This is a genomic window from Ectothiorhodospira variabilis (genome assembly GCF_022227625.1).
Lineage (GTDB): Bacteria > Pseudomonadota > Gammaproteobacteria > Ectothiorhodospirales > Ectothiorhodospiraceae > Ectothiorhodospira > Ectothiorhodospira haloalkaliphila.
Genome location: NZ_JAJNAO010000002.1, coordinates 211,048 through 223,394 on the forward strand (window position 1 = coordinate 211,048; position 12,347 = coordinate 223,394).

The 12,347-nt window shown below is 59.8% G+C and carries 12 protein-coding genes; 3 read left to right on the forward strand and 9 right to left on the reverse strand.

The genetic code is table 11. The features are described from left to right. The first annotated feature begins 3 nt into the window (after positions 1-3). Positions 4-1,119: a glycosyltransferase gene (locus LPW30_RS03620; protein WP_239680101.1), complete on the forward strand. Its 1,116-nt coding sequence runs from the start codon at positions 4-6 to the stop codon at positions 1,117-1,119. 37 nt (positions 1,120-1,156) lie between these two features. Here the strand turns inward: LPW30_RS03620 and LPW30_RS03625 are convergent, their stop codons facing one another. Genes LPW30_RS03625 through LPW30_RS03635 form a run of 3 tightly spaced genes read right to left on the reverse strand, consistent with a single transcriptional unit; the run spans position 1,157 to position 4,061 of the window. Beyond that, a complete protein-coding gene (locus tag LPW30_RS03625; protein WP_239680102.1) occupies positions 1,157-2,269 on the reverse strand; it encodes an alpha-2,8-polysialyltransferase family protein in 1,113 nt (370 codons plus the stop codon). Continuing rightward, complete coding sequence (locus LPW30_RS03630) at positions 2,266-3,348, reverse strand: glycosyltransferase family 2 protein (RefSeq protein WP_239680103.1); 1,083 nt, start codon at positions 3,346-3,348, stop codon at positions 2,266-2,268. Before LPW30_RS03630 ends, LPW30_RS03625 begins: the two co-directional genes overlap by 4 nt. A gap of 53 nt (positions 3,349-3,401) precedes the next feature. Next, on the reverse strand, positions 3,402-4,061 hold the full coding sequence (locus tag LPW30_RS03635; RefSeq protein ID WP_239680104.1) for a hypothetical protein: 660 nt from the start codon (positions 4,059-4,061) through the stop codon (positions 3,402-3,404). Between the two features lie 288 nt (positions 4,062-4,349). On the opposite strand from LPW30_RS03635, the gene LPW30_RS03640 reads away from it, so the two are divergent. Beyond that, positions 4,350-5,435: a glycosyltransferase gene (locus LPW30_RS03640; protein ID WP_239680226.1), complete on the forward strand. Its 1,086-nt coding sequence runs from the start codon at positions 4,350-4,352 to the stop codon at positions 5,433-5,435. Here LPW30_RS03640 and hepT read toward each other — a convergent pair. Together hepT and LPW30_RS03650 are read right to left on the reverse strand one after the other, a co-directional pair. Next, on the reverse strand, positions 5,410-5,853 hold the full coding sequence (gene hepT / locus LPW30_RS03645; RefSeq protein ID WP_239680105.1) for a type VII toxin-antitoxin system HepT family RNase toxin: 444 nt from the start codon (positions 5,851-5,853) through the stop codon (positions 5,410-5,412). The genes LPW30_RS03640 and hepT overlap by 26 nt on opposite strands. Further along, positions 5,843-6,262 carry a nucleotidyltransferase domain-containing protein gene (locus LPW30_RS03650; RefSeq protein WP_238623731.1) on the reverse strand — a complete coding sequence of 140 codons (420 nt, stop codon included), beginning with the start codon at positions 6,260-6,262 and terminating at the stop codon, positions 5,843-5,845. Before LPW30_RS03650 ends, hepT begins: the two co-directional genes overlap by 11 nt. A gap of 149 nt (positions 6,263-6,411) precedes the next feature. On the opposite strand from LPW30_RS03650, the gene LPW30_RS03655 reads away from it, so the two are divergent. Then, positions 6,412-7,077 carry a sulfotransferase family 2 domain-containing protein gene (locus LPW30_RS03655; protein ID WP_239680106.1) on the forward strand — a complete coding sequence of 222 codons (666 nt, stop codon included), beginning with the start codon at positions 6,412-6,414 and terminating at the stop codon, positions 7,075-7,077. A 34-nt stretch (positions 7,078-7,111) separates the two neighbouring features. Here LPW30_RS03655 and LPW30_RS03660 read toward each other — a convergent pair whose 3' ends face one another. The 4 genes from LPW30_RS03660 to LPW30_RS03675 form a co-directional block, all read right to left on the reverse strand. Further along, entirely contained in the window at positions 7,112-7,330 is a 219-nt protein-coding gene (locus LPW30_RS03660) for a zinc-finger domain-containing protein (protein WP_025280437.1), read from the reverse strand. A gap of 22 nt (positions 7,331-7,352) precedes the next feature. Continuing rightward, a complete protein-coding gene (locus tag LPW30_RS03665) occupies positions 7,353-8,276 on the reverse strand; it encodes a branched-chain amino acid transaminase (protein WP_025280436.1) in 924 nt (307 codons plus the stop codon). A 74-nt stretch (positions 8,277-8,350) separates the two neighbouring features. Beyond that, positions 8,351-11,257, reverse strand: a complete 2,907-nt coding sequence (glnE, locus tag LPW30_RS03670) for a bifunctional [glutamate--ammonia ligase]-adenylyl-L-tyrosine phosphorylase/[glutamate--ammonia-ligase] adenylyltransferase (RefSeq protein ID WP_239680107.1) — start codon at positions 11,255-11,257, stop codon at positions 8,351-8,353. Positions 11,258-11,288: 31 nt separating this feature from the next. Next, on the reverse strand, positions 11,289-12,347 hold the full coding sequence (locus tag LPW30_RS03675) for a type IV pilus twitching motility protein PilT (RefSeq protein ID WP_025282814.1): 1,059 nt from the start codon (positions 12,345-12,347) through the stop codon (positions 11,289-11,291).

A 12,347-nucleotide genomic window follows, 5' to 3' on the forward strand; every position in this document is an offset into this window, starting at 1 on the left:
ATCATGCAGCAGACGCCAAAGATTGCCTTATTTTTTGCGACCTCAGGAACCAGCGGTGTCGACAGACTGGTTAGCAACCTGCTACCAGAATTCGCAGACACCCATTATACGTACCACCTTCTACAAATCGGTGGCCACGGCCCTCGATACCTAGCAGAACACCCCAACATACGGCATGTCAGAATACCCGCCAACCACAAAAACACAGCAGTGCTGCCGTTGGCCGCCTACCTTTGGAAGAACCGCCCCACTCATATACTTTCAGACCATCATCGCTTGAACATGACGGTGCTTCGGGCCTGCAGGATGGCACGTGCCTCTACACGCATTCACCTACGAATAGGCACATCACTGAGCGCCCTTTCCGAACAACAGCCCAAACGATTCAAGAAATTGTCCAGGGAGATTGCCAGGCATTACCCAAGAGCAAATGCGCTGATCACGCCAAGTGAAGGAGTGACGCAAGACCTCAGGGGCCTGATCGGGACGCCAAACGTCTCCATTGAAACGATACCCAACCCTATCGTTAACAAATCTCTTTACGTTCAGGCAAAGGCGCCGGTCGACCATCCCTGGTTTATTCCGGGCAGTCCTCCACTGGTCGTGGCGTGCGGTTCCCTCAGTCCCAACAAGGACTTTGCAACGCTTATAAGCGCTTTCTCGACAGCCCGGACACACATCGGCAACGCGCACTTGGTCATTCTTGGCGAAGGTCCTGAGAGAGGCAGACTGCTGGGGCTTGCCAAGGCGCTCGGAGTGGAAGAGCATCTGTGGATGCCGGGATTCGTGGAAAACCCCTACAAATACATTTCCAAAGGCCGCATTTTTGCACACACATCCAGAAGGGAAGGCTTGGGCGCGGTGATTGTCGAGGCTTTGGCGCTCGGCGTTCCTGTCGTGGCCACTGACTGCCCCACCGGGCCTGCCGATACCCTGCAAGGCGGAAGGCTCGGAGAATTAGTCCAGCCAGGGGACGCCGAGAGTTTCGCCCAAGCCCTGATAAGGTCCTACAACACCCCTATGGACTCAGACGCCTTGAAAGCAGGCGCTTCTCGATTTGCTGCCCATACATCGGCAAACTCATATCTCAAGGCCATGGGCATTGCGGGACATCAATAAGCATGCGCCATACCGGGATAGAACCACGGTCAAAGATTCATAGTAATCCGTGACTCGACAGCCAGGTCCGACAGTCGTTCGACAGGCTGCCCTGGCCAGGCGCGCCATCACCCACGGACAGGCAGCCTCCAATGAATTGATCAAGATCCTCCGCTGTCCAAATGAGGAATTCCTGACTGGAAGCCGGCTTGCAAAGCCGCTGCAAACCCAACCGCGGATAGAGAAATGCGGAAGGGATACCATAAAAAAAACTAAGATTCTGGGCAGCACTGGAATCAACCGCCACCGCACCGGCAACCTCACAGAGCCCGGGTATCAACTCAGCAGGCACCGAGGTATCTTCAGCCACCTGGAAGATGTCAGATGATGCAGGCAACGTTAATTTTCCTCGCATTCTAGGATGCGGCTTATACAACAAGGCCGCGCCATTCTTACCACAAAGCCTTATCAGCTCCTCGATGGAGCGGGCCTCGGCATCCCTGACCGGCCCTTGATTTTCTTTACCTGGCGCCGCACCCAGGTACACGATCACCTTTCTTGCCTCAAGCGCCATTAACGCGTCCGAATTGACACCACACGACGCGAGGATCCTGTCTGCCACGCCCTGTTGAAAAAAACCTGCCGGGAGCGTTGTCACGACATGAGACTCATGAAACCAGACGGGTATATCGTCCGGCCGCCTCACAGCGCATTGATCGACCTGAGCCAACCGCGGTGCGCGCCCCAAATAACGCCGTAAAAAACCAAATTTTCTTGAGGCAAGGGTGGCGTAAATACTGTTCGATACTTCCAGGAAAACAACTTTCGCATCATGTTGATCCTTGGCATATTCAGCCACCATCAAATTCAATGGCTTGCTAATCGAATAGACAAATACAAGGCTCGGAGAGGCCCGATCAATCTCACGTCTTATAATCTTGAAGTCCCGCTCGTTTCTCTGGCCCCATGCCCGGCTTTGGCGCACCCCAAAGCCCGGCGTATGAACAGCAGCCAAAGATTCAAATCCTGGCACCTTCGGCGCAAAATCATTGAATTCTTCTCTACGAGATGCCTGAAGCAGATGCGACTCTACGTGACGGCCAAAGTGTGATGCCAGCATCGACGATACCAGCGCATGTATCGGCTTGGCCGTCAGGAATAAAACATTCATCTATCACTGCCCAGGTTATTGAAGATCAGCCCAGCATTTGAATACGCTTCCAGGCCTTCATAACGCACCGAAACCTCTCCCAGAAAAAGCCCATCCTCCCTGGCCATCCGCCTGAAGAGCGCATCGTAATATCTATAGGCCTTACTACCCCCGGCGTAGGCACCAGACTTCAATGCAAACCCCATCCTGCGCCAAAGGTCGGGGGTGAACTTGAAATGCATAAGAGCCAGCAATATCGCCTCACCAGGTGGCTTATTGGCACGATGCGAGCCCTCCAGACAGACACCCCCCCCCCAGCAGATGACTGGCGTCTTCACACAGGCAGTCGATGGATTTCCAAGGCCGAGCGCTTTCACGATCAGTGCTGGAGCGTGGCGGTTAATCCAGTGTCGCCTGGAAATACCGTAATGGTTAAAAAGGCGCCATGATGCGCCTCGATATTCAGTCCTTGCCTGCGAGCCGGGGCTCAACTCGAGCAAGACTTTCGCATCGAAGAACGGCGCAAGCGCCAACAGGTCATGGAGTGTTTCCGGCTGGCCCGCCTCTTCTGCCAGATCGGCCAATGACTCCGGATACATCTCGACTAACGATGCCGCCACGACGCTTATCCGGTTCTTCTCCAATGCGGCAAAAAGCTCTGAAACACTCTCAAATGGCTCAGGCAAAACGAGGAACTCATCTGCATCAGCGTAGATGGCGTACCCCTCCTTCAGGAAAACACGTGGAATAAGGGATTTAAGCAACACTCCAAAGCGTTTTTTGCCACTTCTTACCGAGTAGCCTGGCACAGGCAACAACTCAACGACATCCCCATACTTGATCTCACTCGAAATCACCACACAATCCGGCTGAGCAGCCAGATACTGCCTTGAACCATCTTGAGATTGATCATCAAAGAAAAGAAACTGCTCAACACCGATAGATCGATAGTGATTCAGAAATGCCGGGAGGAAAAACATCTCATCGCGAACGACCGAGTAAACAGTGGGCTGCCCCAAATTTACCGCACCACTGACAATCTTGAAGGCATCAGAAAACGCATCTTCCCATGCACCCAATTCAACCACAGAACTATCCATTACAACCCTCACACCAACCCCCATCGCCCCGACACATACCGATAGCCAAGGGATCATTTCATCACCGAGGGCTCCAGAATGGATTTTGCTCTTGAAAAATCACCGAGCGCAAGCGCCTTACTAAGATGCCGCAGACGCCATGAATAATCAATGAAGGTCAAAACCGCGACTTCATGGTCCAACTCGGAAAACCCATAGCCATGGACAAACGAGTTTTGGTAGTCAAGCACCCAGCCGCGCCCGACCCCGAGCAATTCATTATCCACTACATACAGATCACCGGATTCAAACTCACGAATGATATTCGCTTCGGAGAGATCGGGGTGACATACTCTCGCGGGGATGACGGGGGACAGGCTGGAATATCGACATTTCCATTCAGCAACAAAATCATCGACCGAATCCCAATGCACCCAAGGACCAATGCGCTCGAGAAGATAATCGACGAGGTAGCAGAAGCCAGGATCATTCAAAAACCCGGATGGCAGCTCAGTGAGCGACTTGGACAGCAAGGCCTCATGGACGAGTTCTGCCGCCTTGGCCTTATCGGTTAAAGTCAGCCCTGACAGGGGCTCACCATCGATCCACCGCTCGACTATCAAATCGCCATGATTGACCAATACATCCGGGAGCCTCAAACGCCCAAGCGCTCCATCCTGCAGGGCCAGACGAATATTTGCATGCTGTTCATTGCGCGCAGTGTATACTTTCACCTTTGTATCCCCCAGGCGACCAGATAGCGAAAGCCGACCCGCTCGGGTTCGGCCTGGGGTTCGAAAGCCAAGTGGCCGCAAATTTGTGATTTCTTCTTGGCCAATCACGATGCTGCCGGGCAATTCGGGCAGCAACCTCTTACGCAGTTGTGGAGCGAGCTCTCGCTCAATCAACCTTAGTGCACGCCAAGTGATTGTCTTCATAGCGCCCCCGGCATGCGACTACAATTGAAGGATTCATACATGCTGAAATCTGAAAAAACTGAAGATGAGACAGTTAACATCTTGATGTCGTTATCCGGCGAGGGCGGCGTCGAGCGCATGATCCTGAATCTTGCCAATCAATTGGCGGCGATGAACCGAACAGTGAATCTCATCCTGATCCGGTCAGACACAAGACATCTGACGGACCTGCACGACCACGTCAAGGTACACCACTTGGGAGTCAACCATACCGGACTGTGCGTACCCGCATTGGCGCGCTTTTTGTCGCAGCATCGACCCCAGACCCTATTGGCCGCAAAGGACCGTGCCGGCCGCGCGGCACTCAGGGCCCGCAGGCTGGCCGGTGTTGACACGCGAATCTACATTCGACTGGGTACGACCCTGACGCAAGCGCTGGAGGGTCGCTCGGCAATCCGAAAATGGCTGCGTTACAGACCGATGCGGCGGCGCTACCCTGAATCTGCCGGTATCATTGCCGTCTCACATGGGGTGGCCGAGGACGTCAGGCAAATCGCCGGCCTGCCGGCCAGCCACCTGCATATTGTGCGCAACCCCGTGATCACAGAGGGTCTTGCTAGGCAGGCATCCGCCTCCTCCCCCCACCCCTGGCTCAGCGATCACGGCGACCCCGTGATCATGGGGATGGGCCGACTCACACGCCAGAAGGATTTTCCCACATTGATGCGTGCCTTTGCACGCCTCCTGCTCGAGAGGCCCGCTCGGCTGTTGATTCTGGGCGACGGCGCAGACCGCAGGAAACTTGAAGATCTTGCGGGGGAACTGGGCATCCTGGACCGGGTCCTGCTGCCCGGGTTCGACCCCAATCCCTATGCCTGGCTATCCCGAGCGAGCCTTTTCGTGCTTTCCTCCGCCTGGGAAGGCTCCCCCAACGCGCTCACGGAAGCCATGGCCCTGGGCATCCCGGTGGTCTCCACCGATTGCCGCAGTGGCCCCCGGGAGTTGCTGGATGGCGGCCGCCTGGGCCCCCTCGTGCCGGTGGGTGACGATCACGCACTCTCCCGCGCCATGCGCGAGATGCTGGATCACCCCACCCACGCCTCCGTATTGAAGGACGGCGTCAAGGAATACCACGCCGAAACCAGCGCACGCCGCTACCTGGAAGTCATGGGCCTTCAGGTCCCGAAATGAATGCCTCCACCTGCTGCACGTATGCCGTGTAATCCCGCAGGCAACTGCCGATGGACCGATGCAGGATGCTTCGGTCCACGTCGTTGTAGTCGTGGACCAGAATGTTCCTGAGACCGGCGCTGCCGGCGATGGCCTGGGCAAAGTCCGCGTCACAGACGCCCAGGTCCGCCAGCATGAGGAAGGTGTCCCGGTAGGTGATCCGCGTGCTCCGGGCCTGGGGTGGCAGACATTCCGCCAGCAGGTGTTCGTTCACATCCACGGCGCGCATGACGATGCGTTCGATGATGCGTTCCACCGCGGCCAGGCGAATGTCATCAGACAGCAGCTCCTCCAGGGTGAGCTCCTTGAAACGCACCAGACGCACCAGGTCATCCGTGATCAGTTGCAGTTTGCGACGAACAAAATCCTCACGAATCACGCAGCTGTTCCTCCAGCCAGGCCAGTTTGCGACGCTGCAGGGCCCGCTCCAGTCGACGCAGGTCGGCGGAATCCACATAGTCGCGGAAGGCGTAGACCCGGTATTCGCAGAAAAGGTCCGGATCGCCCCATAACAGGCGTCCCACGGACATGATCTCCTGACGAAAAAGGGGATCGGCGTCTTCCAGTCGCACCACGTCAAGATCGTGGTTGGGGAACAGGCCTGAAAGCTGGAGATCTGCCTCCAGCAACTTCTCACGTGGGCATCCCAGAAGAGCCAGGTCCACGTCGCTATCCGGGCCCGGGGGAGGACGCTGGCGAGCATGGGAGCCGTAGAGCACGACCAGCTTCAGGCCGAGGCCTGCGGCGACGGCGTGAAGTGCCTGCGGATCGAAGGAAAGTTCGCTCATCAGCTTCTGGCATGATGAAGATCGTTGGATCTTCATCATGGAGAGGGGCGCCCCTGGGGTCAACGTGGAGAAGGGAGCATCAGTGATACACTGGCACCTTTGAATTCGATACCTTGCCGTCGCCCCCACGTCGAAACCCGCTGATCCCCATGCTCCTCTCCCTCAAGCACAACTTCCTCTTCGTCCACATCGCCAAGACCGGTGGCACCAGCGTGCGGGCGGCGCTGTCCCGCTACCGTTACCGGGGCCCCTGGGGCGTGCCCCTGTTCCTGGCCGACAAGCTGGATCAGATGAGCGGGCACCGGATCGGTGCCAAGTTCCCGCGTCATGCCAAGGCCATCGCTGCCCGGGAGATGCTGCCGGCGGAAGTGTATGACAACCTCTTCAAGTTCGTGTTCGTGCGCAACCCCTGGGATCTTCAGGTGAGTTCCTTCTTCCATATCCGCAGGGAGCGGCCCCATGTGCTGGAGGGGGTGGAAACCTTCGAGCAGTTCGTGAAGCTCAAGTTCGATCCCGAGCGGGAGTGGAACTACATGCTGGATACCTCGAAGGAGTTACAACGGGATTACGTGACCGACATGAGCGGGCGGTGCATCGTCGACTTCATCGGCCACTACGAAAGCCTGCAGGCGGATTTCGACACGGCCTGCGACCGCATCGGCATTCCCCGGATTGCCCTACCCCATCGGCGCAAGGCGGAGGGGCGGGACGATTACCGGCGCTACTACACGGACGAGACGGCCAGCATCGTCGAGGCCCATTACCGACCGGATATCGAGATGTTCGGTTACCGGTTTGACGCCCCTGCCCCTTGAGAGAGGCAGGGGGAAGCCGAAGGGATACCGACCGCTAGTCCTCCAGGGTGAACTCCGTGCTGCAATAGGGGCACAGGATCCGGCCATCCTTGCTGTCTTCGATGGGCAGAAACACCCTCGGGTGCGATGCCCATAGCGCCGTGCCCGGCATGGGGCAATGCAGGGGCAGATCCTTGCGGGTCACCCGGATGGCCGTCTGCTGGTTGGCCACCTGATACTCATCCTGATGCAGTGCGGTATTCGGATTGGGCATGGCGTCTCACTCCTGGGGCACGTCAGATATAGGTCAGCCACTCATCATGCTTGGGATGGCGGCCCTTGACCACATCAAAATACAACGTCTGCAGTTTCTCGGTGATGGACCCGCGACTGCCATTGCCGATGCTGCGGCCATCCAGTTCGCGGATGGGGGTCACCTCTGCGGCGGTACCGGTGAAGAAGGCCTCGTCAGCCACATAGACCTCGTCCCGGGTGATGCGCTTCTCGCGCACCTCGATGCCGCACTCATCGGCCAGGGTGATGATGGTGCGCCGGGTGATGCCATCCAGGGCCGAGGTGAGTTCGGGGGTGTAGATCACGCCGTCGTACACCATGAAGAAGTTCTCGCCACTGCCCTCGGCCACATAGCCCTCGGTATCCAGCAGCAGGGCCTCGTCGCAGCCGCAACCCTGGGCCTCCTGCAGTGCCATCATGGAGTTCATGTAGTTGCCGTTGGCCTTCGCCTTGCACATGGTCACGTTCACATGGTGACGGCTGTAGGAGGAGGTCTTCACGCGGATGCCGCGCTCCAGGCTCTCATCTCCCAGGTAGGCGCCCCACTCCCAGGCAGCCACGATGGCGTGCACTTTCAGGTTGTCGGCCCGCAGACCCATGCCCTCGGCCCCGAAGAAGCACATGGGGCGCAGGTAGGCGCTGGTGAGCTTGTTATCGCGCACGGCGGCGACCTGGGCGGCATTGAGCTCGTCGGGTGTATAGGGAATGGTCATGCCCAGGATGTGGGCAGAGCGGAACAGACGACGGGTGTGGTCGCCCAGTCTGAAAATGGCCGGACCGCGGTCGGTCAGGTAGGCGCGTACGCCTTCGAACACCCCCATGCCATAGTGCAGGGTGTGGGTGAGCACATGGGTCTTGGCCTCGCGCCAGGGCACCATCTCACCGTCGTACCAGATCAGACCATCGCGATCGGCCATGATGGACATGCAATGCTTCCTCTTGAATATTCGGTCATCGGTCCCCCACCGGGGGATGGAACATCGCCGGTTGGGGCGATGGGTCAGGTCATCAATTGCTGCCAGTAAGCGCGCACCTGGTCCCGCTCCCGGGACCATTGGGTCGCATCCACCCGTGTCGTCTGATCCTGAAGCGTCAGTTCGTGGATGCGATCCCTGAAGGCCCGATAGGTATCCATCAGGAACACGGCGTCGTCCCTGGACATGAGATCGGTCTCGATCAGTGATTCCAGGATACGGATATTGTCCGGATAGGTGGACAACTCCGGATACTTTCTGGCATGCGCCAAAACCAGATATTGCACCATAAATTCGATATCCGCGATACCGCCGGGGTCTCTCTTCAGGTCAAAGCGCGCTGGATCGCGGCTGGCGTGCTCCTTCCACATCTTCTCGCGCATCTCCCGCACCTGGCGCTTGAGCTCTTCAGGATCGCGTTCCCGCTCCATCACGCGCTGGCGCATGGCCTGGAAGGCCTCGGCGATGCGGGCATCCCCCGCCACCGGGCGGGCCCGTACCAGGGCCTGATGCTCCCAGGTCCAGGCGGAATTCATCTGATAGTCCTCAAAGGCCTCAAGGCCGATCACCAATAGCCCGGCAGCACCGCTGGGGCGCAGGCGCGTATCCACCTCGTAGAGCCGTCCGGCCCCGGTGAACACCCCCAGAAAATGCAGGATGCGCTGCCCCACCCGGGCAAAGAACTCGCTATTGTCCAGGGGGCGATCACCATCGGTCATGGCCTGCTCACCCCGGCTATCGTGCAGGAAGACGATATCCAGATCGGAACCGTAGCCCAGTTCCAGCCCGCCCATCTTGCCATACCCCACCACGGCGAAACCCGGCTCGTAGGGCTCGCCATCCATGATGCAGCGGGGGCGGCCATGCTTGGCGATGAGCTGCTCCAGCACCAGCGCCAGCACCTTCTCCAGCACCACCTCGGCGATCCAGGTGAGGTGATCGCTCACCTTCATTACCGGCAACACATCCATGATGTCAGCCGCTGCCACCTTGAGCACCTGAACCTGCTTGAACATGCGCAGGCGGTCCATCACCTGTTCCAGGTCATCCAGGGGCACCTGCACCAGCTCATCTTCCAACGCCTGGCGCAGCCCCTGACGATCCGGCGGAGCATACAGGCTGCGGGGATCCAGCAGTTCATCCAGCAACAAGGGGTAGCGCGTCAGGTGATCGGCGATCCAGGGGCTGGCCTCGCACAAACGCGCCAGCTGCGACAGGGCCAGGGGGTTTTCCACCAGCAGGGAGAGGTATACGGAGCGCCGAGCGATGGTCTGCACCAGCCGAACCAGCCGGATCAGGGTGGCATCCACTTCCTCCAGGCCATTCAATACGCTCAGCATCAGGGGCATCAGGCGGTCCAGACGCTCCCGCCCGGTGGAGGTGAGCGAACGGCAGGCGCTGCTTTCACGCAACTGTTCCACGGCGTTCAGGGCCGCCTCCGGGTCCTTCAGCCCCAATCCAACGAGCACGCTCAGGGAACGCTCCTGCCCCAGGCTGCCGGCCCACAGGGCCGCCAGATCACGCTGCGCCTCGGGCTGGGCGGCGGCCTCTTCTTCCTCGTCGGCGCGCTGGGGCGCGGCGAACACCTGTTCGAAGTGCCCGTGGATACGACGCATATGGCGCCCGAGGGCAGCCTCGAACTCCTCCCAGTCGGAAAAACCCATGGACAGGGCAAGGCGCAGCTGACCCGCACTGTCGGACGGCAGACAATGGGTCTGCTGATCCGCCACCATCTGCAAACGATTTTCCGTACGCCGCAAAAAGGCGTAGGCCTCCTTGAGTTGCTCCACGGCGTATTCCGGCATGACCTCCTGGCGAGCCAGCTGATCCAGCACCGGGCGAATACCGCGCAACTGCAGCGAGGGGTCACGGCCGGCACGGATGAGCTGGAAGGCCTGCCCTACGAACTCCACCTCGCGGATGCCTCCCTCGCCCAGCTTCACGTCCCGCTCCTTGCCCTTGCGCGCCGCCTCGCGGTTGATCATGGCCTTCATATCCCGCAGCGACGCGAAGGCCCCGTAATCAAGATAGCGGCGGTAGACGAAGGGCCTGAGCAGGGTATGCAATTGCTCGGCGCTCTCCCGATCTCCAGCCACGGCCCGGGCCTTGATCAGGGCATAGCGCTCCCATTCACGGCCATGGCTCTCGTAATAGTCCTCCAGGGCGTCAAAACTCATCACCAGGGGGCCGGCATCGCCAAAGGGCCGCAGGCGCATGTCCACGCGAAAGACAAAACCATCGGCGGTCTTCTCGTTGAGCACCTTGATCAGGCGCTGGCCCAGGCGAATGAAGAACTGCTGGTTCTCCAGGCAGCGCTCCCCATCGGTTTGCCCCGGCTGGGGGTAGGCGAAGATCAGGTCGATATCCGAGGAGAAGTTCAGCTCACGCCCCCCCAGCTTGCCCATGCCCAGCACCACCAGCCGCTGGGCATGGCCCTGGGCATCCCGGGGCTCGCCGTGCCGGCGTGCCAGTTCCCGATGCTGCCAGGTGAGGGCCTCGTCGATCAGATGCTCGGCCAGGCAGGTCAGATCCTCCAGGGCCTCATTCAGGTCGGAAAGGCCCGCCAGGTCACGCCAGGCAATGCGCACCATCTCCCGATTGCGCACCCGGCGCAGGGCACGCATCAGGGCCGGCTCGTCGGCGGCATCCTGCAGGGCATCCGCCACGTGACGGGTCATCTCACCGTCTTCATACACCCTCTCCAGGTCACCGGAGGTCACCAGGTCCACCAACAAGGCCGGCCGGCGCACGCAGGCCCGGGCGACGAAGTCACTGTAATACCAGATGGTCCCCGTGAACGCCGGCCAGGCATCCAGGGACAGCCCCTCACGCTCGCAGGCCTTGAGGAAGTCGTCAGCGAGATGGCTCACACTCGCGCGGGCCGCCTTGGGCACGGCATCCAATGGCAGATCTTCGGGGGCGGGCAGGGTCATCAGGGCAACTCGAGAGCGTGGGGTTTGGGTTTCAAGGCGGAGCACTGCCGCCAAAGTCGGACTTGTTGATCGCATGATGCCGGGCCTCCTCGGGGGTGGCCTGGCCTGAATCCACCAATCGCCGCAGGGCGGTATCCATGGTCTGCATGCCCACCAACGCACCGGACTGCATGGTGCCGGGCAACTGGTCAGTCTTGCCCTCGCGCACCAGATTGGCCACGGCGGGCGTATTGACCAGGATTTCCACCGCAGCCACTCGGCCACCGCCATCGGCCCGCCGCACCAGCTGCTGGGAGATCACCCCCCTGAGCGAGGTGGAGAGCATGGTGCGGATCTGCGCCTGCTTCATGGCCGGAAAGGCATTGATGACCCTGTCCACAGTGGCGGCGGCCCCGTTGGTGTGCAGGGTGCCCAGCACGAGGATGCCCGTCTCGGCTGCCGTCACTGCCAGGGAAATGGTCTCCAGATCACGCATTTCCCCCACCAGAATGGCGTCGGGGTCCTCGCGCAGTGCCGAGCGCAGGGCGGCGGCAAAGCTGGGTGTGTGCAGGCCCAGCTGACGCTGGCTGATCAGACAGCGCTTGCGCTCATGGATGAACTCGATGGGGTCTTCAATGGTGATGATATGACCACGACGGCGCTCGTTGATGTCATTCACCAGGGCTGCCAGGGTGGTGGACTTTCCCGAACCCGTCTTGCCGGTCACCAGGATCAGGCCGTGGCGCTGCATCCCCAGGCTGGCGATCACCGGCGGCATCTTCAGCTCGTCCAGGGACAGGGCCCGGGCGGGGATGGCACGAAAGACCACCGCCAGGCCGTTGAGATGGCGGGAGAGGTTCACACGAAAACGTGCCAGATCCTCAATGGCATAGGCGAAATCCGCGCCATCCTCCCGCTCGAAGGTCTGGCGCGCCGCATTGGGCAGGATCTCAGCCGTGAGGTCATTCACCGCCTGGGAGGTGAGGGCCTCCTCGGACAGATTTTCCAACTCACCGTTGATGCGCACACGCGGCGGGTCCCCGCCGATCAGGTGCAGGTCCGAGCCACCCCGCGCCATCAGCTCCCGCAGATAACCATCCACCTGATGCAT

What these genes read in the sequence shown, in the direction of transcription:
- LPW30_RS03655 (WP_239680106.1), top strand. Translation starts at nt 6,412, where the DNA reads ATGCTCCTCTCCCTCAAGCACAACTTCCTCTTCGTCCACATCGCCAAG.
- glnE (WP_239680107.1), bottom strand. Translation starts at nt 11,257, where the DNA reads ATGACCCTGCCCGCCCCCGAAGATCTGCCATTGGATGCCGTGCCCAAG.
- LPW30_RS03640 (WP_239680226.1), top strand. Translation starts at nt 4,350, where the DNA reads ATGTCGTTATCCGGCGAGGGCGGCGTCGAGCGCATGATCCTGAATCTT.
- LPW30_RS03625 (WP_239680102.1), bottom strand. Translation starts at nt 2,269, where the DNA reads ATGAATGTTTTATTCCTGACGGCCAAGCCGATACATGCGCTGGTATCG.
- LPW30_RS03660 (WP_025280437.1), bottom strand. Translation starts at nt 7,330, where the DNA reads ATGCCCAATCCGAATACCGCACTGCATCAGGATGAGTATCAGGTGGCC.
- LPW30_RS03650 (WP_238623731.1), bottom strand. Translation starts at nt 6,262, where the DNA reads ATGAGCGAACTTTCCTTCGATCCGCAGGCACTTCACGCCGTCGCCGCA.
- LPW30_RS03675 (WP_025282814.1), bottom strand. Translation starts at nt 12,347, where the DNA reads ATGCATCAGGTGGATGGTTATCTGCGGGAGCTGATGGCGCGGGGTGGC.
- LPW30_RS03620 (WP_239680101.1), top strand. Translation starts at nt 4, where the DNA reads ATGCAGCAGACGCCAAAGATTGCCTTATTTTTTGCGACCTCAGGAACC.
- LPW30_RS03630 (WP_239680103.1), bottom strand. Translation starts at nt 3,348, where the DNA reads ATGGATAGTTCTGTGGTTGAATTGGGTGCATGGGAAGATGCGTTTTCT.
- LPW30_RS03665 (WP_025280436.1), bottom strand. Translation starts at nt 8,276, where the DNA reads ATGTCCATCATGGCCGATCGCGATGGTCTGATCTGGTACGACGGTGAG.